The 21,712-nt window shown below is 62.1% G+C and carries 21 protein-coding genes and 1 pseudogene; 13 read left to right on the forward strand and 9 right to left on the reverse strand.

The features are described 5' to 3' along the window. Positions 1-8 precede the first annotated feature (8 nt). From GLL_RS21320 to hflX, 3 genes are all read left to right on the forward strand, one after another. A complete protein-coding gene (locus tag GLL_RS21320; protein ID WP_011144126.1) occupies positions 9-1,892 on the forward strand; it encodes a C2 family cysteine protease in 1,884 nt (627 codons plus the stop codon). A gap of 111 nt (positions 1,893-2,003) precedes the next feature. Next, a complete protein-coding gene (locus GLL_RS21325) occupies positions 2,004-2,798 on the forward strand; it encodes a carbohydrate ABC transporter permease (RefSeq protein WP_011144127.1) in 795 nt (264 codons plus the stop codon). A gap of 89 nt (positions 2,799-2,887) precedes the next feature. Next, complete coding sequence (gene hflX, locus GLL_RS21330) at positions 2,888-4,648, forward strand: GTPase HflX (protein ID WP_011144128.1); 1,761 nt, start codon at positions 2,888-2,890, stop codon at positions 4,646-4,648. Here hflX and GLL_RS21335 read toward each other — a convergent pair. Continuing rightward, positions 4,641-5,039, reverse strand: a complete 399-nt coding sequence (locus GLL_RS21335) for a hypothetical protein (protein ID WP_011144129.1) — start codon at positions 5,037-5,039, stop codon at positions 4,641-4,643. The genes hflX and GLL_RS21335 overlap by 8 nt on opposite strands. Before the next feature lie 117 nt (positions 5,040-5,156). Here GLL_RS21335 and GLL_RS21340 point away from each other — a divergent pair, with 117 nt between their 5' ends. The 4 genes from GLL_RS21340 to GLL_RS21355 are packed head-to-tail and all read left to right on the forward strand — an operon-like array spanning position 5,157 to position 10,180. Continuing rightward, a complete protein-coding gene (locus tag GLL_RS21340; protein WP_011144130.1) occupies positions 5,157-7,325 on the forward strand; it encodes a Tex family protein in 2,169 nt (722 codons plus the stop codon). 39 nt (positions 7,326-7,364) lie between these two features. Beyond that, positions 7,365-7,601 (forward strand): hypothetical protein, encoded by a 237-nt coding sequence (locus GLL_RS21345; RefSeq protein WP_164929461.1) that lies wholly within the window; start codon positions 7,365-7,367, stop codon positions 7,599-7,601. A 36-nt stretch (positions 7,602-7,637) separates the two neighbouring features. Next, positions 7,638-9,326, forward strand: coding sequence for a M3 family oligoendopeptidase (locus GLL_RS21350; RefSeq protein WP_011144132.1), 1,689 nt, complete (start codon positions 7,638-7,640; stop codon positions 9,324-9,326). A 32-nt stretch (positions 9,327-9,358) separates the two neighbouring features. Then, complete coding sequence (locus tag GLL_RS21355; RefSeq protein WP_011144133.1) at positions 9,359-10,180, forward strand: acetoacetate decarboxylase family protein; 822 nt, start codon at positions 9,359-9,361, stop codon at positions 10,178-10,180. Here GLL_RS21355 and GLL_RS21360 read toward each other — a convergent pair. Then, positions 10,177-10,398, reverse strand: a complete 222-nt coding sequence (locus GLL_RS21360) for a hypothetical protein (protein WP_164929462.1) — start codon at positions 10,396-10,398, stop codon at positions 10,177-10,179. The genes GLL_RS21355 and GLL_RS21360 overlap by 4 nt on opposite strands. Positions 10,399-10,408: 10 nt before the next feature. Continuing rightward, positions 10,409-10,750 carry a rhodanese-like domain-containing protein gene (locus GLL_RS21365; RefSeq protein ID WP_164929463.1) on the reverse strand — a complete coding sequence of 114 codons (342 nt, stop codon included), beginning with the start codon at positions 10,748-10,750 and terminating at the stop codon, positions 10,409-10,411. A 209-nt stretch (positions 10,751-10,959) separates the two neighbouring features. On the opposite strand from GLL_RS21365, the gene GLL_RS21370 reads away from it, so the two are divergent. Then, complete coding sequence (locus GLL_RS21370; RefSeq protein WP_011144136.1) at positions 10,960-12,180, forward strand: DUF4912 domain-containing protein; 1,221 nt, start codon at positions 10,960-10,962, stop codon at positions 12,178-12,180. 78 nt (positions 12,181-12,258) lie between these two features. Further along, on the forward strand, positions 12,259-13,848 hold the full coding sequence (locus GLL_RS21375) for a glycoside hydrolase family 57 protein (protein ID WP_011144137.1): 1,590 nt from the start codon (positions 12,259-12,261) through the stop codon (positions 13,846-13,848). Between the two features lie 71 nt (positions 13,849-13,919). Here GLL_RS21375 and GLL_RS21380 read toward each other — a convergent pair whose 3' ends face one another. Then, positions 13,920-14,639, reverse strand: a complete 720-nt coding sequence (locus tag GLL_RS21380) for a Uma2 family endonuclease (protein ID WP_011144138.1) — start codon at positions 14,637-14,639, stop codon at positions 13,920-13,922. Between the two features lie 108 nt (positions 14,640-14,747). Between GLL_RS21380 and GLL_RS21385 the strand changes: the two genes are divergently transcribed. After that, positions 14,748-15,002 (forward strand): ubiquitin carboxyl-terminal hydrolase 14, encoded by a 255-nt coding sequence (locus tag GLL_RS21385; RefSeq protein WP_011144139.1) that lies wholly within the window; start codon positions 14,748-14,750, stop codon positions 15,000-15,002. A 365-nt stretch (positions 15,003-15,367) separates the two neighbouring features. On the opposite strand, the gene GLL_RS21390 is transcribed toward GLL_RS21385, so the two are convergent. After that, positions 15,368-15,709, reverse strand: coding sequence for a hypothetical protein (locus GLL_RS21390; RefSeq protein ID WP_011144140.1), 342 nt, complete (start codon positions 15,707-15,709; stop codon positions 15,368-15,370). 608 nt (positions 15,710-16,317) lie between these two features. Here GLL_RS21390 and GLL_RS23850 point away from each other — a divergent pair. Then, positions 16,318-16,419 (forward strand): annotated as a pseudogene (locus GLL_RS23850) (UBP-type zinc finger domain-containing protein); the annotation flags it as partial. Here GLL_RS23850 and GLL_RS21400 read toward each other — a convergent pair. Then, the gene (locus GLL_RS21400; protein ID WP_011144142.1) at positions 16,416-17,432 is read right to left on the reverse strand and encodes an SDR family oxidoreductase; all 1,017 of its coding nucleotides are present in this window, start codon (positions 17,430-17,432) and stop codon (positions 16,416-16,418) included. The pseudogene GLL_RS23850 and the gene GLL_RS21400 overlap by 4 nt on opposite strands. A gap of 131 nt (positions 17,433-17,563) precedes the next feature. Between GLL_RS21400 and GLL_RS21405 the strand changes: the two genes are divergently transcribed. Further along, positions 17,564-18,112, forward strand: a complete 549-nt coding sequence (locus GLL_RS21405; protein WP_011144143.1) for a PadR family transcriptional regulator — start codon at positions 17,564-17,566, stop codon at positions 18,110-18,112. A gap of 45 nt (positions 18,113-18,157) precedes the next feature. Then, positions 18,158-19,051, forward strand: a complete 894-nt coding sequence (locus tag GLL_RS21410) for an MBL fold metallo-hydrolase (RefSeq protein WP_011144144.1) — start codon at positions 18,158-18,160, stop codon at positions 19,049-19,051. 9 nt (positions 19,052-19,060) lie between these two features. Here the strand turns inward: GLL_RS21410 and GLL_RS21415 are convergent, their stop codons facing one another. The 3 genes from GLL_RS21415 to GLL_RS21425 all read right to left on the reverse strand — a co-directional run bounded on the left by GLL_RS21415 (position 19,061) and on the right by GLL_RS21425 (position 21,588). Next, positions 19,061-19,501 (reverse strand): DUF29 domain-containing protein, encoded by a 441-nt coding sequence (locus GLL_RS21415; protein ID WP_164929464.1) that lies wholly within the window; start codon positions 19,499-19,501, stop codon positions 19,061-19,063. A gap of 85 nt (positions 19,502-19,586) precedes the next feature. Next, positions 19,587-20,567, reverse strand: coding sequence for a response regulator (locus GLL_RS21420; protein ID WP_011144146.1), 981 nt, complete (start codon positions 20,565-20,567; stop codon positions 19,587-19,589). Beyond that, positions 20,560-21,588 carry an ATP-binding protein gene (locus GLL_RS21425; RefSeq protein WP_011144147.1) on the reverse strand — a complete coding sequence of 343 codons (1,029 nt, stop codon included), beginning with the start codon at positions 21,586-21,588 and terminating at the stop codon, positions 20,560-20,562. Before GLL_RS21425 ends, GLL_RS21420 begins: the two co-directional genes overlap by 8 nt. Between the last annotated feature and the right edge of the window lie 124 nt (positions 21,589-21,712).

A 21,712-nucleotide genomic window follows, 5' to 3' on the forward strand; every position in this document is an offset into this window, starting at 1 on the left:
AGCGGCAGATGCCCGAAGAAGAAGAAGAATTTCACGAAGAAGATGCATCGCCTGGGGAAATGGACGAGCCGGCGATGGCGCTCGAAGCACCGGAACCCGAGGAGCCGCAGCTGCTTGCGAGCCTCGAATCCGAGGGGCCGCAGGCGGCCCCGGAAATTCTCAGCGAACAGCAGGACGACGACGGCAACACGCTTTTTCGGGAGACCCGCGACGCCGAGGGCGATATCACGGTGCAGGGGGCAAGCTTCGGCGACGAACTTGTCGTCGAGGCCCACTACGACGACGGATTTCTGGGGCTGGGCATTTTGCGGCAAGTCGACGGCGTCACAGTCTCGACCCAATCCGGCTTCAGCAAATCGTACCTGGGCGAGGAAGCTGACAACCTCACCCTCCGGGGAGGAGCCGGAGGAGATACCTTCGCCATCGACGCGGCGGTCCAGGCCGACCTTACCATCGAAGCCGGCAATGGCAGCGACACGATCCAGGGTGGCGACGGCAACGAGACCATCGACGGCGGCCGGGGCGATGACACGATCGACGGGGGCGGCGGCGACGACACCATTGCAGGCGAACGGGGCGACGATCTGATCCGCGGCGGTCTGGGCAATGACACGATCGACGCCGGCGAGGGCAACGACACGATCGACGGAGGCGACGGCGACGACAAGCTTACCGGCGGCGAAGGGGACGATGTCCTGCACGCCGGGCATGGTCGCGACACCCTCGAAGACACCCAGGGCAACAACTGGTTTATCGCCCAGGCCCAGGACCGGGTCGCAGCGGCAGATCAAGCCCAAAACGAAACCACCACCGCAGCGGATCCGTCGCAGGTGCCCGTCGTCGAGCAGCACAGCTTTGCCCACGGCGCCTACCGCAACTTTGACAACTGGGATCTCGATGACGACGGCCTGGTAGAAAAGACCGAAACCATCCAGCTGATGAGCGATCCGAGCATCGAGGGCCAGGATGCGGCAACCCTGGGCACGTTGCGCTCGATGCAGGGGCAGGCCGACACCTGGAATATCGGCGCATTGAGCGACGACGGCCGCTTTCCGTGGTCGGAAGACCCTAAAGGAATGAGCCAGGCGGATTTGCTCGCCTACACCCGGCTTGGCGAGGACGACGAGAACCGCAAGCTCACCGAAGCTTACTTCCTGCGCACCGACAACTACATCGAAGGACTCAGCGATCAAACCCGTAGCCAGGGGCTCTTTACCGGCGACGGCACCATCGAGGCGGCCGATGTCAAGCAGGGCAACGCCGGCACCTGCAATCCGCTCTCGGCCCTGATCGGCGAACTTTCTCAAGATCCCGAGGCGGTTCAGGAGCGCTTTGGGCAAAACGCAGACGGCAGCTTCAGCGTCGAACTCGGCAGCGGCGAGCAGAAGGTAGCCCCCCTCACCGACGCCGAGCGCGCCTACTTCGGCCGCGCCGAGAATGGCGACTGGCAGGCGGTCTACGAAAAAGCCGTCCTGCAGGCGGGCCTGAGCGGCGACGGCAACAACTTCGAAAACACGATCCGCGCCGTCACCGGCAACGATTCCACTGCGATCACTCTAGACGGCGAACACCGAGCCGAGGCTCTAAGCGCTCTGGAATCGGCCCTCGAAGACGACCGGCTGGCCCTTGCCAGCCTCAGCGACAACGAGGACGAAAAGCAAAACGGCGGGATTGTCCTGCCGGACAACCACGCCTACGCCGTGGTCGGCTACGAAGATGGGCAGGTAGAAATGCAAAATCCCTGGGGCCGCGAGGAACCCAAAGGTGCGAATGGCCGCCCCCGAGACGGCAAAGACGACGGGCGTTTCACCGTGAGCAAAGACGAACTTATCGACACCTTCGACTGGTTGGGAGTGGAGCAACCGCCCCGGAGGCCGGGCGGCGGCCGTTAGCTATTTAGGCGGGAAGCCCCGCGCTCTATGCAAAGCATGAGCGTCGGGTACGTCACTACAAAGCAGGTACAAAGCAGCGGACACCATCGACGGGTGGTTCAATAGATCGCTATGCGCACTTTCGGCTGGCTGGCGGTGGTGGTGGGGGCAGGGATCATTCTGCTGCCCCTGGTCCTGGTGGTGGTCAGCTCGCTGCAGCCGGGCGGGTTGGTGGCGAGCCTTGATCCCGGCCGTTGGAACTTCGGCAATTACCGTGCGGCCTGGGCGCAGGCCGATTTTTTGCTCGCCTTCGCCCTCACGGCTCTGGTGGCTGGGATGGTGACGTTATTGCAGGTGCTCACTTCAGCCCTCGCGGGTTACGCCCTTGCCCGGCTCAATTTTCGCGGCAAGCGCGGCGTGCTGCTGCTGGTGATCGCCACGATCGTGATTCCTTACCAGGTGCTGGTGGTGCCGATCTTCCTGGTGCTCAGGGCCGGGGGGCTGGTCAACAGTTTCTGGGCGCTGGTCTTGCCCACCGCCGCCAACGGCTACGGTATCTATTTGCTCAGGCAATTTTTCCTCACCGTACCGCTTGCCCTCGAAGAAGCGGCCTACATCGACGGCGCGAGCCGCCTGCGGGTGCTGTGGGAAATTTTGCTGCCGCTGTCGCGCCCGGCGCTGGTGACTTTAGGACTATTCACCTTCATTGCCGAGTGGAACGACCTGTTCAAGCCGCTGGTATTCGCACCGGCCGGCAATCTGCTCACGGTGCAGTTGGCCCTCAGCCGTTTCCAGGAGACATTCGCCACCGATTTTTCGCTGCTGATGGCGGCGACGGTGATTGGCTCGCTGCCGGTGATCGTGCTATTCGCCCTTGGCCAGCGCCAACTGGTGCGCGGCATCGCCACGACGGGCTTAAAAAATTGACGGTAGCGCGACCGCATTTTTGCGCGATCAACGATATCGACCAACACACCTCAATACCCTGGGGATCGCCTCGGTGAGGTGGTTATAATGTGGCCATCGATTCCACGATTACCGCTTTCAGAGAACCAGCCATAGACAAAATCTACGGTCCGCACAAAGGTCTCAAGCCTGCCCAACTAAGGCAACTCAGCCGCCTGTACAGCCGGCCGTTCCCCGTGAACCGCTTTTTGAGCCCTGAGTTTGCTGAGCGGCTGGCCGCCCTGAGTGCGGAGCTGGAGACGCCCCTGTGCGTCTACGCCAACCGCAGAGGCCAGGTGGTGCGCGTCGGTGTCGGCACCCCCAAAGAAACCCAATTTTCGCCGGACGAACTGCCGCGCCAGGGTGCCGAGCGCCTGAGCGGCCTGCGCTGCGTGGCGACCCGCCTCGATGGCGACGGCCCCAGCCGCGGCGATCTCACCGCCCTTGCCCTGCAGCGGCTCGACGCGCTGGTGATTCTCGATGTGGCCATCCAGGGCTATCGGCGCCAGGGCGGCGGGCTGAGCGGCTTTGTCCAGCGCGTGCACATCGCCAACCTGGTGCCGGACCCGCTCGCCAAGTGGGTAGTCTCGACGCCCCAACCGCTGGGCCAGGTGAGCAACCAGGACTTTGACGAATTTCTAGGCGATCTCGAAGACGAATTTCGCCGGGAGTGGACGGCGCGGGTAGTCGAGAGCGACCGCGAGCGGGTGCTGCTCATCGACTTTTTCTCGACGCGCACCAGCCAGCGCGCCATGGAAGAAGAACTCTCCGAACTGGTGCAACTGGTCACCAGTGCAGGCGGCGAGGTACTCAAAGTCTTTTACCAGCGCCGTGAACAGCCCGACCCCTCGACTTTGATCGGTCGGGGCAAACTCGAAGAAGTAGCCCTGAGCGTCCAGGAACTGGGGGCCAATCTGGTCGTCTGCGGACGCGAACTGACCTCCAGCCAGGCGCGCAACCTGGAACTCGCCCTGGGGGTGCGCGTGGTGGACCGTACCGAACTGATTCTCGATATTTTTGCCCGCCGCGCCCGCTCCCACGAGGGCAAGCTGCAGGTGGAACTGGCCCAGTTGCAATATCTGATGCCGCGCCTGACGGGCAAGGGCGAGGCCCTCTCGCGCTTGGGCGGCGGCATCGGCACCCGCGGCCCCGGTGAAACAAAACTGGAGACCGACCGGCGGGTGATCCGCCGCCGGATCGCCAAATTGCAGGGCGAAGTGGATGACCTTCAGGCCCACCGCGCCCGCATGCGCGCCCGCCGCCAGCGCAAGGAAGTGCCCGTCTTCGCCCTGGTGGGCTATACCAACGCCGGCAAATCGACCCTGCTCAACGCCCTCACCGGCGCCGGAACCCTGGTGGCGGACCAACTGTTTGCCACCCTCGATCCGACCACGCGCCGCCTGGAGTTGCCCACCGGCGACGCGGTGCTGCTCACAGACACGGTCGGCTTCGTCCACGATCTGCCGCCGCAGCTCATCGACGCCTTTCGGGCCACCCTCGAAGAAGTCACCGAGGCCGACGCCCTGCTGCACGTGGTCGATCTGTCCAACCCGGCCTGGATGAACCATATCCAGGCGGTGCAGCACATCCTCGAAAGCCTGCCCATCGCCACCGGACCGCAACTATTGGTCTTCAACAAAGTCGACCGGGTCAGCTCCCAGGTACGCGCCTTCGCCGAGCAGGAATATCCCCTCGCGATCTTCATCTCCGCCAAGAACGGCTGGGGATTTTTGGCGCTGCGCGAGGCGCTCACCCGCTGGATGCGTTCGCTGAGTGATTTATGGCCGCCCATGGCCGAATCGGGCACAGGCGGCGAAACGGACCTCAATTAAATTCGAGAATCTCGTCTTCGCTGATCTCGCTTTCTTCGAGCAACGCGAGGGCGGGACGGGCTTTCTCGCGCGCCAGGCGGTACTGCTGGCGCAGTTTGATGTAATCGCCGAGCGCGTCGATCTGCTCAAGCAACTGCTGGGCTTCGGCCTCGGCCAGTTCTTCATCGGAAAAGAGCCGTCCGATCGCCTCGCGCACCCCCGCCACCTGCTTGCGGCCCTGCTGGACCTTGAGCTTGAGGGTGATCAGGTTTTTGATCTCTTTGATCGCTTTTTCGGTGTTGTTCTCTTGGGGTTGGCGCTGGCGCGATTTGGACAACTCGGTCACCCCTGGGTTGGTGGGCACCGCCGATGCCTCCGCCTGCATCCCGTTCTTGGGCTGTGTCGCTACCATAGGGAGTTTCCTGCTTGCTTGGCTGTTAAGGACAATTGTACACAATGCTGCGGGAGGCGGCAAGGTGGACGGCTAAAATGGCTGGGCAGAAACAGCATGACACAATAATCCGGCTCCATGGCTTCGAATCTTGTCCAAGTGCTGGCGCGGGAATTCTCCCTCGCCCCGACCCAGGTGGAAAACACCCTCAAACTCTTTGCCGAGGGAGCGACAGTCCCGTTTGTGGCCCGCTACCGCAAGGAGCGCACCGGCGGCCTGAACGAGGTGCAACTGCGCGAACTGGCCGAGCGGCACGCTTACCTGGGTGAACTGGAGGAGCGCAAGACGGTTATCCTCGCGAGTATCGGCGAGCAGGACAAGCTCACCGACGAGCTGACAAAACGCATCGTTCAATGCGGAACAAAGAGCGAACTGGAGGATCTCTACCTGCCCTTTCGGCCCAAACGGCGCACCCGCGCCGCCGCGGCGCGCGAGAAGGGGCTGGAGCCTCTCGCTGATCGGCTTGCCGCCCTCAATCGCCCCGACGCTCCGGCGGTCGACCTGGAAGCTGAGGCGGTAAAGTACGTGGGCGAAGCGGTGGCAAGCGCCGAGGAAGCCCTCGCGGGAGCTGCGGACATTCTGGCGGAGGCGGCAGCCGAGCGGGCGCCTTTGCGCGCCTGGGTGCGCGCATATCTGCTCAAATCCGGGCATTTCGCCGCCCGCATCAAGCCGGACTTCCCGCCGGGCTCCACCAAGTTCGAGATGTACCGCGATTACCGAATAGCGGTGCGCAGTGTCGCTCCCCACAATCTGCTCGCGCTGTTTCGGGGTGAGGCGGAAGGGGTGATCGCGCTGGATCTGGAGTTCGACGAGCGCGCTGTGCTCGACTATCTCGAGGCGCGCGAAATCCGCACCCGCGAGCCGGCCTTGCGCCGCTTCTGGCAGCAGATGCTCCAGGACGCCTTCGAGCGGTTGTTCAAAAATGCTTTGACCGGCGAAGTGCGCGCCCTCAAAAAGCAAGAAGCCGACCTCGCCTCGATTCAGACTTTTGAGGCCAACTTGCGCGAATTGCTCCTGGCGAGCCCCGCCGGCCGATTGCCGACCTTGGCCATCGATCCGGGTTTTCGCACCGGCTGCAAAGTGGCGGTCCTCGGCCCCACGGGCACCTTTATCGAGTACCAGGCAATTTTTCCTCACCAGGGGGCAGGCCAGCGCGCCCAGGCGGCGCGGGTGCTGCAAGATCTGATCACCCGCCACCGCATCGGGCTGATTGCCGTCGGCAACGGCACCGGTGGCCGCGAGACCGACGCCTTTGTGGGTGAGGTAATTGCTGCGCTCGATCCGCAGCCCCTCAAGGTGATGGTGAGCGAGGCGGGGGCGTCGATTTATTCGGCGAGCGCAGTGGCCGCCGCCGAATTTCCGGACCTCGACGTGACGGTACGCGGGGCAATCAGCATCGGCAGGCGGCTGCAAGACCCGCTCGCCGAACTGGTCAAAATCGATCCCAAGTCGATCGGCGTCGGCCAGTACCAGCACGACGTCGATCAAAAATTGCTCAAGCGCAAGCTCGATGAGACGGTCGAAAGCTGCGTCAACCACGTCGGAGTCGACCTCAACACCGCCTCGGCCGAACTGCTGACGTTTGTGGCGGGGATCGGGGTTGCCGTCGCCCACAACATCGTGATCTACCGCGACACCCACGGCCCGTATAAAAACCGCCGCGCACTGCTCAAGGTCACCAAGCTTGGCCCCAAAGCCTTCGAGCAGGCGGCCGGTTTCCTGCGCATCCGCGACGGCGACAACCCCCTCGACAACACAGCAGTCCACCCGGAGAGCTATCCGGTGGTCCGGGCGATGGCGAGCGATCTGGGCATTCCCCTCGACCGCATCGCCGAGATTCCCAAACACTTGCAGTCGGCTGATCTAAACCGCTACGCCGGTCCCACCGTCGGCGAGCCCACGCTGCGCGACATTCTGGCCGAACTCGAAAAACCCGGCCGCGACCCGCGCGCCGCCTTCCAGTACGCCACCTTCAAAGAGGGCGTCAACGCACTCAAAGATCTGGTCGTCGGTATGGAACTGGAGGGAGTGGTCACCAACGTCACCAACTTCGGCGCCTTTGTCGACATCGGTGTGCATCAGGACGGACTGGTGCACGTCTCGCAACTGGCCGACCGCTTCGTGGCCGATCCGAAGGCCGTTGTCAAAGTCGGGCAAATTGTCCGGGTGCGCGTGCTGGAGGTGAACACAGCCTTAGGCCGCATCGGTCTGTCGATGCGGCAGGCGGGGGCGCCGCCGCGGCGCTAAAGCGGGTCTACGATGAAATGTGCGTTTCTGGAGACCCCCATGCGCCCCTCGCCATCCGACGACGACGGCCTGCCGCGCGGCAACCCCGCCTGGTTCGACGATCTGCTCCAATACGAAGAGCGGCCCCTCAGCAAGAAACTCGCCATCGGCGTGGTGATGGGCCTGCTCGTGAGCTTTGCGTTTTTTGGGGCGACCCTGCTGCTCTACAAACCGGTGACCAGCAAAACTCCGCCCACCCAGGCGCCTGCGCCCACTACCTCTGAAAAGCTACGGTAGGAAAATCAGGGAGTTTCTGGTTGAGGGAGGACGGCGATGGCGGAGCCAGTGGATTTTTCAGACATTCAAACCGAGGTGCCGACCTACGAGCAGGTGGCCTCCGAGTACGACGAGATCCACCGGGGGCTTTCCCAGAGCGATTGGCAAAGCGCCTTTGGCCGTTGGGACGCGCTCAGGCGGCGGCTCGCTTCCTGGAGTGCCCTCGCCTACCTGCGCTTCAGCCAGGACACCGCCAACCCCGAGTCCAAACAGGCCCGCGACTACTGCGACGAGCTGTCGCCCAGATTGACCGACCTGGAGGTGCAACTAAAGCGGCAACTGCTCGGCGATCCCCGCCGGGCGGACTTTGAAGCGCACATTGGCCTTCAAGCCTTCGCCCTATGGGAGGCGGATGTCACTACCTTCGACCCGGCCATCGAAGCGGATCTGGTGGCCGAGGCGCGCCTGGCGGCCGAGTACACCGAACTACTCGCCTCGGCCAAGCTCGACTTCGAAGGGGAGACCCTCAACCTCGAAGGAATCGGCAAATACACCCAGCACGCCGATCGCGAGCTGCGTCACCGCGCCCAGCGGGTGAATTGGCAATTTTTTGAACAGCACGCGGGCGCCCTCGACCGCATTTTTGACGAACTGGTGCGCCTGCGCCACGCCATGGCCCGCAAGCTGGGTTTTGACAATTACATCGCTCTGGGCTACCGGCGCATGCAGCGCATCGACTACGACGCCCAGGACGTGGCCCGCTACCGCGACCAGGTGGCTCAGAGCGTGGTGCCGCTGGCCGAGCAACTGGTGTCCCGCCAGGCGCAAAATCTGGGAGTCGAGCGGGTCTACTTCTGGGACGAGCCGGTCTTCGATCCGAAGGGCAATCCCGCTCCCCTGGGCGATCACGACTGGATGATTGAGCAGGCGCGCGCCATGTTCGGCGCGATGGCCGAACCGCTCGGAGATTTTTTCCAGACCCTGGTGAATTGCCATCTGCTCGATCTCAAAAACCGCCCCGCCAAAGCCGGCGGCGGCTTTTGCACGAGCTTTCCAACCCACGGGCTGCCGTTTATCTTTGCCAACTTCAACGGCACCAAGCACGACGTCGAAGTGTTCACCCACGAGATGGGCCACGCTTTCCAGAACTGGCAAAGCCGTGATACTCCCGTCTACGACTACCTGTGGCCGACGCTCGAATCGTGCGAAATCCACTCGATGAGTCTGGAATTTCTCACCTGGCCCTATATGGACCGCTTCTTCGGATCCGAGGCCGAGCGCTTCCGCACCATTCACCTCGCCGAGTCGCTGCTGTTTTTGCCCTACGGCGTGGCGGTCGATCACTTTCAGCACTTGGTCTATGCCCATCCGGAGGCGACCCCGGCCGAGCGCAGACAGATGTGGCTGGAGATGGAGCGGCGCTATCTGCCCTGGCGCGACTACGGGGATCTGGCCTACCCGGTGACGGGCGGGCGCTGGCAGTTGCAGCGGCACATCTACGGATCGCCTTTTTATTACATCGACTACACCCTCGCAGGCTGCTGCGCGCTGCAGTTCTGGGCCAAGGCCCAGAGCGATTACGCAGGGGCACTCGCCGATTACGTGGCGCTGTGCCGCCGGGGGGGTGAAGCACCCTTCCAGGAACTGGTTCGCTCGGCCGGGTTGGTCTCCCCCTTTGCCCCCGGCGCCCTCGGTGCCGTGGTTGAGCGCGCCCGCGAGGCTCTGGCGCTCCCTACCAGCCGCTAAACTGATAAGTACCGCCGCAAGGTAAAGTCACCATGATCGATCAGTTGTTTTCGGGACTGCGCAATCTTTCGCTGCCTGATATCGGCGTGCCGGGCACGGGCACCCCGAGCGATCCGAGCCTCGATGTGCCCATGGACGACCCCCAGTTGGTGACGCCCCCCTGGCAGGTAGGGGGACAGGCGGCGCTCGAATTGGCCCAGTTTCCGGTGGAGGCCGTGCGATCCTTCGTGCCCGCCGGGCTGGAGATTTTGCAGACCTGGCCCGGCTACACCCTGGGCATGGTTGCCTTGATCGCCTACGATGAGGCACCCATTGGACCCTACAACGAACTGGTGATCGCTCCGGCGCTGGTGCGCTCGGGCGATGTGATTTCGCAGTGGGTGGCGGCGATGGACGTCGATTCGGAAGTGTCGTTGCGCAACGGCCGCTTCCAGTGGGGTTTGCCCAAGCAGCTGCGCACCTTCGAGTACACCTGGCAGCCCGGCCGGGCCGATTTCGCCGTCCGCCGCTCTCCCGACTTGCCGGCTTTGGTGACGGCCAGTTGCACCGAGGCGCTGCCCTTACACACCATCGATCTTCCCGAATGGCTCTCCGGGGTGCGCGACGCCCTGCAGGATCTGAGCGTGCCGCTGCAATTTGGGGGGCTCAATTTGATCACCTACAAAAGCGACACCTTCTTGCGCACGGCCGCCCATTTCGAGGGTGGGGCGGCGGCGGTGCGCTTCGAGATGCGCGCCGAGGCCCCCGACGAGAGCCCCTATCATCTGCTGCAGTTGCGCCAACCGCTGGTAGGACTGCGTTTCGAGCGTTTCAGCCTCAACTTGGCCGTGCCGACGCCGATCGTGGCCTCTTAGGGTCGCCAGAAGCCTGTCTCCGGATCGACCCGCGCCCCCGCCCGCCGCTCCGCTTCGAGGATCAGCGTTTGGAGTGTTTCGGGGAGCGCTTCGAAAGTCTGCGCCGCTTCGACGGCCGCCACAAAAGCCGCGTAGCCGTGGATACGAATGTAGGTGGCCACCGGTTCGAGCGGAACCACAAGAGCGGCGCGGCGGCTGAGGGCTTGCGGGGCGGGCAAGGGCAGGCTCCTACATATAGCGCGGCACGTTCGGGTCGACGTACAGCGAGTAGGCGTGGATGCCGCCCTGGACATTCTTGACGTTCTCGTAGCCGCGGCGCAACAAAAACGAGCACATGTCGGCGGAGCGCATGCCGTGGTGGCATAGTACGATCGTCTCTTTTTGCGGGTCGAGAATCTCGCCCAGGCGCATCGACCATTCCTGGTAGTGGCTCAGCGGCAGGTTGATGAAGCCGTCGAGCCTGGATTGCTCTAATTCCTCCGGTTCGCGCACATCGACAAACTGGGTGCCTTCGGCCTGCGAAGCGAGTTTGCGCTGGAGTTCGGCGACGGAAATCTCCTGGTAGGGCATGGGCAGGAAAACACAAGCGAACGGATCCATCCTACGCCAGCGGCAGGGCCGGTTGTGATCCCCGCCGGGATCAAGGACTTGATCTAAGTACAAATGCCTGGCACTATAGAACCAAACCTCGATCCCCATCGGGATCACCCCGTCAGCGGTTCCTCCTGGAGCCCTTGCGCGCTTGCAAGTGACGGTTTTGCGCAGCTAGGGAGTTTGCTATGTCCCCGAATGAGCAGTGGTCCCTCGAAGAGATGACCCTCCGGCAGCTGCGGGCGGTGGCCCAGCAGTACAAAGTTTCGCGCTACAGCCGCATGACGAAGACGGAACTGCTGGAGGCGATTCACGAAGCTCAATTGCAGCAACAAACAGGCAGACGTACTCGCGGTTTGGAGGCCCAGGCAGAAGTGGAAGACAGCAAGTTTCGCGTTGGCGCGTCGGAGATGGAAATCGAAGACCTCTCGGATATCGACGCAGATCTCGGGGATCTCCCCGAAGGCTACGGCGAGAGCCGCATTGTGATTTTGCCCCGCGACCCGCAGTGGGCCTACGTCTACTGGGATGTGCCCAACGAGCACCGCGAGGAGTTGCGCCGCCAGGGCGGCCAACAGCTTTCATTGCGCCTTTACGACGTCACCGATGTCAGCTTCAACGGCTACAACAGCCACAGCGTCCAGGAATTTCCCTGCGACGAACTGGCCCGCGAGTGGTACATTCCAATTCCGATCAGCGACCGTGACTTTGTGATCGACATCGGCTACCGCACCGGTGAGGGGCGCTGGCTGGTGGCGGCGCGCTCGGCCTCGGTGCGCATTCCGCCGATGTACCCATCCGACTGGATCGACGACCGGTTTGTCACCATTCCCTTCGACATGGACCTCAAGGGCAAAACCGTCTATACGCTGGTGCCTCCTTACGCGGCAGCCCCGGCGCTGCAGGGCGGCGGCCTCACTCGCGGCTACGGCCTGACGCCCCACGAGGCGCTCTTCGAGTACGCGGGCGGTATGGAAGCGGCGGTGACCGGCTCGCTCTTCGGCTCCCACCAGCAGGTGCCGCTCTCGGAGATGGCGATCAGTTCGTTTATCACCCCTTCGGGGCTCGGTTTGTTCTCCGGAGCGCTCTTCTCCGGCGCCCTCTTCTCCGGCGCCTCGGTGCCGCCCGGCCGCGCCCGCGGCTTCTGGCTGGTGGCCGACGCCGAGCTGATTATCTACGGCGCCACCGAACCGGACGCCTCGGTCACCATCGGCGGCCAGCGTATTGATCTCGCCCCCGACGGCACCTTCCGCTTCCAGTACGCTTTCCCCGACGGGCTGATGAACTTCCCAATCGAGGCGGTGGCGGTGGACGGCGAGCAGCGCCGGGCGATCACGATGCGCTTTATGCGCCAGACGCCCCTGCGCCACACCAACACCAAAACCGAGATGAAAATCGAAGCGTACTAAGCGCTTCGCCCACCGGGGCGCGGCGAACCGCGCCCCGGCCACCCGCCGACTTTTGACTATTTACTTCGAGGTTCCGCCATGCCCCTGGGTTATCTGGCACTTGTTCTGCACGCCCATCTGCCCTTCGTGCGCCATCCGGAAAGCGACTACGTCCTGGAGGAAGAGTGGCTTTACGAAGCCATCACCGAGACGTACATTCCGCTTATCAACATGTTCGAGGGCCTGCGCGCCGACGGCATCGACTTCAAGCTCACCATGTCGATGACGCCGCCCCTGGTCTCGATGTTGCGCGATCCGTACCTGCAGGAAAAATTCGAGCTGCACCTGACACAGCTGGAGCAGCTGACCCAAAAGGAACTGGAGCGCACCAAAACCCACGGGCACCTCAACTACCTGGCCCACCACTACGAAGAATTTTTTGCCGCCGCCCGCTCCACCTGGGCGCGCTACGACGGCGATCTGGTGAGTGCCTTCAAGCCGTTCCAAGATTCGGGCAATCTCGAAATTATTACCTGCGGCGCCACCCACGGCTATTTGCCCTTGATGCAGATGTACCCGCAGGCGGTCTGGGCGCAACTGAAGACGGCTTTCGATCACTATTGCGAAAGCTTTGGCTGCGAACCGAAGGGGATCTGGCTGCCGGAGTGCGCCTATTACACCGGGCTTGAGCGGATGCTGGCCGATGTCGGTTTGCGCTATTTTCTCACCGACGCCCACGGTCTGCTCTACGCCAAGCCCCGGCCGCGCTACGGCGCCTATGCTCCCATCTTTACCACCACCGGCGTGGCCGCCTTCGGCCGCGACTACGAATCGTCCCAGCAAGTCTGGAGTTCGGAGGTGGGTTACCCGGGCGACCCGTCCTACCGCGAATTTTACAAAGACCTGGGCTACGAGGCCGAATACGAGTACATCAAGCCCTACATCCAGCCCAACGGCACCCGCAAGAACGTCGGCATCAAATACCACAAGATCACCAGCCGCCAGGGCGACATGGGCGGCAAAGAACTTTACGACCCCTACTGGGCGCGCGAAAAAGCCGCCGAGCACGCGAACAACTTCATGTTCAACCGCGGCCAGCAAATCGAGTACCTGCACGGGGTGATGGGCCGCCCGCCCATCGTCGTCTCCCCCTACGACGCCGAGCTCTTTGGTCACTGGTGGTACGAGGGGCCGTGGTTTTTGAACTATTTGTTCCGCAAGTCCTACTACGACCAGAACACCTACCAGATGACCCACCTGGCCGATTACCTGCGCGCCAATCCGACCCAGCAGGTCTGCCATCCGGCCCAGTCGAGCTGGGGAGCCAAGGGTTTTCACGAGTTCTGGCTCAACGACACCAACGCCTGGGTCTACCCGCACCTGCACAAGGCCACCGAGCGGATGATTGACCTGGCCAGACGCGAGCCGGCCGACGAACTGGAGTGGCGCGTGCTCAACCAGGCGGCCCGCGAGGTGCTGCTCGCCCAATCCTCCGACTGGGCCTTCATCATGCGCACCGGCACCATGGTCCCCTACGCCGTGCGCCGCACCCGGTCGCACCTGCTGCGTTTCAATCGTCTGTTTGAAGCGATCCACCAGGGCAAGGTCGACAGCGAGTGGCTGCAGAAAGTCGAAACGGTCGACAACATCTTCCCGAGCATGAACTACCGCACCTACCGGCCGCTCTAGAGCGTTTTTTGTCTCCGCTTTTCCCTGTCCCGGCGCCACCCCATGCGGCGCCGGTTTTTTGCGGGCTGTTCTCAGGCGATCGAATCCGGGTCGATTCCTTGGCGGCGCAGGTACTCCGCCAGCCGTTCGGCCCGCTCCCGCTCCCGTTCGGCCCGTCCGTGCTCCTGCTCAAGTAAGGCCGCCGTGCGCCTCAGCTCGGCATGCAGCTCCGAGGGCAACAATAACTTCGCTCCCGTGTCTTCGCGGAAAAAGGCGAGTAACTGCCCGTCCACTGCGACGCGCAACCCGAGCGGAACAATCCGGCTGTCGACGATCGGGGTGTAGAGTTCTTCTTGCTCGCCGTCCACCTCCACCGGCACCAGCCGGTACCCCTGCAATTGCCCCGCTATCCACTCCCCCTTCGGGTCGAACAGCCAGTACTCGTGCACCCCGAGCTGTTCGTAGAGCATTTTCTTAAACGCTTTGTCCTTCTCCTGGGTGCCCTTGGAAGTGATCTCGAAGATGACGGCGGGTACCTGCCCACCTTCTTCCCAGAGTTTGTAGTTGTCCCGGCCGCCGGGGGCGACGCCAATGATGACCATCACGTCGGGGGCGACCCGGGCACGGGGATTGCCCTCGATAAAATACAAAAACTGGTTGGCCAATACCGTGGCTTGCTGCCCTTCGAGGTACTGCTTGAGCACTTCGAGAATGGTCAGCAGGGCATAGAGATGCACAAAAGTCTCAGCCACAGGTTCGCCATCCCCACTCGGATACACGATGTTCTGCGGCGATTTTACGTAGGCGGACATTCCGGCGCTCCAGCGGCTGGCTTTGCGCCCATCTTACGCACTGGTGCCGCACGCAGCCATACGGCACAATTTTGCATAGGCGCTCTGTCGCCACCGTCGGGAGGAACCATGGCCAAGTGCAAGCACACCGATCAAATCCGCACCGTCACCCCGAGCGCCAACGGCTGTGAGGAATGCCTCGCTATGGGCGAGCGGTGGGTGCATCTGCGCGAGTGCCTGAGCTGCGGCCACATCGGCTGCTGCGATTCATCCAAAAATAAACACGCCACCCGCCACTTTGTGGATACCGGCCACCCGATCGTCCGCTCCTTCGAACCCGGCGAAGACTGGCGCTGGTGCTATATCGACCGCAGCTTCGTATAGCTGCAGCTTGTAATCATCAATGCTTGGACTTGCAACCAGGCAAGCCGCGAACCAAAAAGCAGCTGTGATGGGGCTCGGTTTGACACCCAAGAATACGCAGAGGCGAACAACTGAACAGAAAAAGCTGCTGCTCTGTGCGGACATTCCTCAAAGATTGCTTTCGCATGCTTTGAGGAATGTCCGCACGGCGACTTTAGTGAAAGGGCGGCTTTGGTAGCAGGAAACGTCTAATAACCTGACCATGCTAGCTCCCGAGTCCTGAATCCGCTCCGATAGCCGTCAATAGTTCCCGCTCTGAAAGCTGCGGAGCAAGCTAGAGCGGCACTTGGAGCATACTCCATCGCTCCTTGCAAAAGGCTCGGAATTCAACTTTTTTGTTTTTCTCGGGCGCCGGGGTAGTGTGCTGCAGTCGATAGGGAAGGGCGCACTTCATCGAAGGTGAGTACGTAATTTTCCCCAACGTAGTCTGAAACTGTAGGCCCTTCTTTTCCGACAGTGACTCTTCTTTTAAAGGGCAGCTTTTCCAGCAGTTGTCCATTTTCGTCGTAAAGCTCCGCTTCTTTACCGACAGTGATAAAAATGGATCCCTCACTGTACGTTCGGGTGACCGTATCGAAGATTTTAGTCGGAATTCTAGGTTGAGCGTTGGCCCCAATGGCTTGAAAACTCAGGGCCGCGGTAATCAAAGCAACTGCAAATTTCTTCATTTTCTCGAACCTCGAAGTCAATACAGGTTAGGATCGAAGATTCTGACTGATGCAACTTTAGCCGATTGCAACAATCAGTTTAGTTTGGCACTGGGCACGTTTGTCCGGAACAAGTAAGAATAGCGGTTGTGTTCATGAACATACCACTGGATACAGGACCCCAAACCGAGTGGTTACCATAAGTTGGTGTTGTGGCACCGGTGTAATGGCCATCGCCACCCGTGTCATAGACAGTGGCAAAAATAGAAGCACTGCCACTCAGTACAAGGTCGTACCCTCCTCCCGGCAATGAAAACGCGTCGCCTGGTGAGTACGTTCCATCGTTAATGTTCTTGATATATATTTGCAGTTTGCTTTGGGAAGCCGCCCTGCTGGATAGCAGCAGGGGCATCCCAATTAAAATGAATGATGTGGCCAATCTTCTCGAAATCTTCATCCCGTTGTCCCCACTTGAAGATAGTGTATACCGAGAGACAGCGAAACTATATTCGAAAAAAAACAAGTGTCAAGAGGATTCGCGAAATTAAGAATGCATATTGATTCCAATGCTCGCTCCGCGCGATTCGCAGTACAACTTCCAATGCCAGGCCCTCGAAAAATATGCTGTACATCGATTGCGACATTATCAGCAAAGCGGCCACCCGATCGTGCGCTCCTTCGAGCCCGGCGAAGACTGGCGCTGGTGCTATGTCGACCGCAGCTTCGTCTAGCGGCCGGCCGCAACTTTGCCCCGGGTGCGGAACCAAGCGACCTCGTCGCGCAGGGTCTCCTCCAGCGGCCGGGCCACAAAGCCCAGTTCCCGCTGGGCTTTGCCGCTGTCGAGGCGCACCGAATCGGCCAGCGTGCGCAGGCCGCTGGTGGTGAGCACCGTCTTGCCGCCACTGAGCTTTGCAAAGTTCTGCGAGACCCAGGCGATCGCCAGAGCGGCGCTGTAGGGAATGCGCAGGGCCGGGGTGGTCTTCCCGCTCACCCGGGCGAGGCTCTCCATCAATTGCACAAAGTCGTAACTCTCGCCCGAGACGATGTAGCGCCCGCCACTGCGACCGTGCTCCACGGCCTGCAGCATGGCGAGGGCCACGTCGCGCGCGTCGGCGATGCTCACCGAACCGGGAATCTCCAGCACCCCCGGCAGTTTGCCCTCTAGAAAGTCGAGCACCAACTGGCCGCTCTCGGTGGGGGCGCTGTCGCCGGGACCGAACATCCAACCCGGCAAGATGAGCGTCACCGAAAGGTCGTGATGGGCTAAAAACCGGTACACCTCCGCCTCGGCGAGCACTTTGCTGCGAAAGTACAGATTGTCGATGGCAAGCGCTCCCGGCAGGTCCGACTCGTCGGCGGGCTGCCCGTCCGGCCTTGGCCCGATCACCCCTGAGGAACTGACGTAAATCGCTTTTTGAACGCCCCAGCGCTCGGCCGCCTTGAGCAACGCGACCGTCGAGCGCACGTTGAGGTGTTCCAACTGCCGCCAGTGATCGCCCGGCTGAAAGTACTCCCGAAAGTAGGCCGCCGCGTGAAAGAGAACATCACAACCGGCCAGGTGACCGGCAAACCCGTCCACCTCGGCCAGATCGCCCGCGACCACTTCTACCGGCAGCTCGCCCAGCACCCGCCGCGCCCGCTCGGGATCGCGGGCCAACACCCGCACCGCATGCCCCCGCTCCACCAGCAGGCGCACCAGGTTGCTGCCCAACAGTCCGGTTCCCCCCGTCACGAATGCCCGCACAATTGCACTCCTTTGCTTATATCTTCTAGATATATATCTAAAGTACAAAAAGGCAAGCGGTTGGTCAACCGGCCGCCTCTAGCTGACCATGGGAAAGGACGCATCGGCAGTGGAGGACGGGCGCGGGAGCGATGGGCAGTAAGAACAAGAGCAAGTATGCGATCTTAGGACTATTGAGCCTGCAGCCGATGTCGGGCTACGACATCCGCAAGAAAATCGCGGCGAGCATCGGGCATTTCTGGAGCGAAAGTTACGGCCAGATCTATCCCATCCTCCGGCAGCTGGTGCAGGAGGGTCTGGCCACCCGGACGGTCGAGCGCCAGGAAGGCAAGCCGGATCGCTACGTGTACGCGCTCACCGACGGTGGCCGGGAGCAATTGGTCGGTTGGTTGCAGGAGCCGGTCGAATCGGCCACCGAGCGCAACGAACTGCTGTTGAAACTGTTTTTCGGCCGGCAGATGACCCCGGCGGATTGCCTGGCCCACCTGCGTCGCTTTCACCGGCACCAGAGGCAACAGCACGGCGAATTTCTCGCGTTGCTGCAGGTGGTGGATACACAATTTACCCACCTGCCCGACGCCATCTACTGGCGTAGTGTGATTAGCTACGGTCTGGAGACCAGCGAGGCGCTGATGCGCTGGTGCGACAAGACCGCGAGCCTGCTTGAGCCACACCCCTAGACCCAGCTCACCGAAAGCTATGCTGGAGTTTTCAGGAGGCCCACCATGGCGACTCTTGAAAGGCGTCGAAAAGAGAACGCCGAGGGCGAATTTTACGTCGACAGCACCTGCATCGACTGCGACACCTGCCGCTGGGTGGCACCCGAGACTTTTCGCGAGGCCGGGGCGCAATCGGCGGTCTACCACCAGCCTACGAACGAGAGCGAGCGACGCCGGGCGTTGCACGCGCTTCTGGCCTGCCCCACCGCTTCCATTGGCACCGTCCACAAACCGGCGGACATCCAGGCGGCCCAGGCGGATTTTCCGCTTGCGATCGAAGACGAAGTGCACTACTGCGGCTACCACGCCGAATCGTCCTACGGAGCGGCAAGTTATCTGATCCGCCGGCCCGAGGGCAATATCCTCGTCGATTCGCCCCGCTTCGCCCCGCCGCTGGTGAAGCGCCTGGAGACGCTGGGAGGGGTGCGCCACCTCTACCTCACCCACCGCGACGATGTAGCCGACCACCGCCGCTTGCGCGAACACTTCGGCTGCGAACGGATCATGCACCGGGACGACCTCACCGCCTCCACCCGCGACGTCGAAATCGTTCTGGAGGGAGCGGACCCGATCGTCTTTGCCCCGGGAATCACCATCTTGCCCGTTCCCGGTCACACCCCCGGGCATACGGTGCTGCTGCTGCGCGAGCAGTTCTGCTTCAGCGGCGATCACCTCGCCTGGTCGGAGCACCGCCACCAGCTGGTCGGCTTTTGGGACTACTGCTGGTACTCGCGCAGCGAACTGGTGCGCTCGATGGAAACCCTGGCCCGCTACCGCTTCGAGTGGGTTCTGCCTGGCCACGGACGGCGCTACCACGCAAGTGCCGATCAGATGGCCATCCAGATGCGCCGCTGCGTCGAGGATCTGCAGGCTCGCGCGCAGCGGGTGGGAAGCGCCTGATACGCTGACTTACGCCCGTTCTTCTGGTAACCAACTGTCATCTAAGACTAGAGGTAGGGCATAGGGGCACTGCTCGGGGAAGGTCGAAAGCGGCAATTTAGTTTGGGTGGCCGCTTTTTGCCGAGCCCGGCCGTAGCTTTGCTCAAGCTGCTCGGCCGGGTAATCGCGGAGGCTGGGGCTATCCTGGGTAACCAGTTCGATCTGGGTACGCGCGTCTGAAATCGAATCGAGCCGACTGTCTGAGCGGCGTTGGGGTTGGTATTGCCACTTCAGCAGGTGCAGAAGCAGGCGCGTCAGCTGGCCGGCAATGGCGCGCCGTTCACTTTTGCCCAAACTTTCGATCTCCTCGATCAGTGGCTCCAGATCGATTTCCTGCCAGCGTCGCTCGCGCAGTAGTCGAACGGTCTGCCGAAGCCAGAGGTCGAAGTCCTTCGCATAGGTTGTATCCATCCGAATCCTCACTCCGAACCATTACTCTGCCGACAGCCTAACCCCCCAAAAGCCTCGACCGCAGGCTCTCAAAGCGTAAATGGCGCTAGCGCCGGAAGCTGCGAAAGTGCCGATCGGCGTTGGGAAGATCGACCATCTTGGCCGATTCTTCGATGAGCCGGTCGATCCAGCCCAACAAATCGTTCAATTCAAAAGGCTTGGGCACGAACAGGTCGGCCCCGGCCGCGAGCGACTCCTCGCGATCGGCGTTGGTGGCAGCCACGATGAGCAACGTGTTTTTCAGTTCCGGCTGGCGGCGCAACTCCTGACACAAGAACGGCCCGGCCGGCAAGTCGGAGGTGAACAGGTCGAGGATGATCACCTTCGGCGGGTTGGTGACGGCGAGTTTGAAAGCCTCCTGGCCGGAACTGGTGACCGCCGCTTCGTAGCCGCGCATCTCCAGGGTGGTCTGCAACAGGTAGGCGAGGGCCGCGTCCGGCTCGACCACCAGCACCCGGTGGGGGCCTGTCCCCGCCACATGCTGAGGGGCCGACGGGGCCGCGACGCAGTAGCTGCAGTCGACCCCCGCCTGAGCCTGGAGGTTGCTCTCCAGGGCGCTCGAAAAGATCTCCGCCAGCGAGCGATCGGTCTGGGCGGTCGAAGGGACGATACCGATATTGACCGCCACCAGCGGACAGCGCCGACCGATGCCGTGGCGGTCGGTACCGACCATAAAGCCGCGCTGGCGATCCTGGCGGGTGTAAAACCCGGTCGAGACCTTGCCCCAGTGCTGACAGACGCTGCCGGCGAGCGCCTCGGCCTGGGTGTTCTCGGTGAGCACCAGAAATTCCTGCGTCCCGAGCCGGTAGAGAACGCTGTGATCGTCGATGCACTGCTCCAGGGTGCTCGCGAGGGCGACAAGCATCTGCTCGCCCGCCACGCGCCCGTACAGCTGGTTGTAAAGCCGGAAGTTGCGCAAGTCGACATACAAAAGCGCCCAGTCCCCGCAGTGCAAAAACTGGTCGAGCAGTGCGTTCTCGGCCGACCCCAAAAGTTCAGGCAATCGCTGTTCGCGCTGCTCAGGCATGCCAACCTTCCTCGCCCGGTTCGATCGCCCCGGCCTGGACGGCGGGCAGGCTCACCGTGAAGGTGCTGCCCACCCCGTAGCGGCTCTCGACGTGGATGGTGCCCCCCAGACTCTCGACCAAGGACTTGGTAATATAAAGCCCGAGCCCCGTACCCTCGCGCTCGCGGGTGAGGGGCGAGTCGATGCGGCTGAAGCGGTTGAAGATCTGGTCGAGGTTCTCTTCGGGAATGCCGATGCCCAGGTCGCGCACGGCAATCCAGAGCACATTGCGATCTTCCGGGTCGAGATCGGCGCTCACGCACACCGGCGCACCGTGTTCGGAGTACTTGAGGGCGTTGTCGATCAAGTTGGTGAGAATCTGCTCCAGGCGGTCTTGATCGGCCCAGACCTCAGGCAGGGCGCCGGGCAACTCCCGGCGCATGCGTTGCGCTGCGTACTTTTGCGCCAGATTCTCGAAGACGCGGTCGATCATTTCTCCCAAATCCAGCCTCTGGGGCAAATTCTTGAGCCGCCCCGACTGGATGCGCGAGACGGTGAGAATGTCCTCGACCAGACGGGTGAGCCGGTCGGCCTGGTTTTTGATGATGCGCAAAAACCGGCGGTGCTGCGCTTCGCTCAGCTGCGATCCCGAGCGCAGGAGCGTGTCGACAAAACCTTTGATGCTGGTGAGCGGCGTGCGCAGTTCGTGGGAAACGGTCGAGACAAAGTCGGTTTGGGCCTGATCCAGCTCTTGGCGGCTGTCGGGAATGAACACCCATACCCGATGTCCCTCGCGGCTGACGGCGGTGCGCACGCTGAGGCTGAAGCTCTGTTCCTCGCCGTTGCGCAAAAAAACGTGGCCCTGGGTACCGATCTCGGCCACTTCCGCCGACCAACATTGGATCCACCCACCCTGCACATCGGCAGCCTTCGTCCCTGTCAGGCTTTCCATCGCATCGTTCCACAGGAGGACACGGCCCTCCCGGTCGGTTACAACCAGTCCGAAAGGAAGACAATCCAGAATTTCTTGTTCAGCAAGCATCTAGCCATCATTGAGTAGCATGGGGCGCCGACAAAGCGTGCGAAAAAAAAACTAAAGACTGGCGCCACCCATCGGGTGGCGCCACGCCTTCAACAGTGTATCCAACCGCAAGCCCAGGTAAACC

The organism is Gloeobacter violaceus PCC 7421 (genome assembly GCF_000011385.1).
Classification (GTDB): domain Bacteria; phylum Cyanobacteriota; class Cyanobacteriia; order Gloeobacterales; family Gloeobacteraceae; genus Gloeobacter; species Gloeobacter violaceus.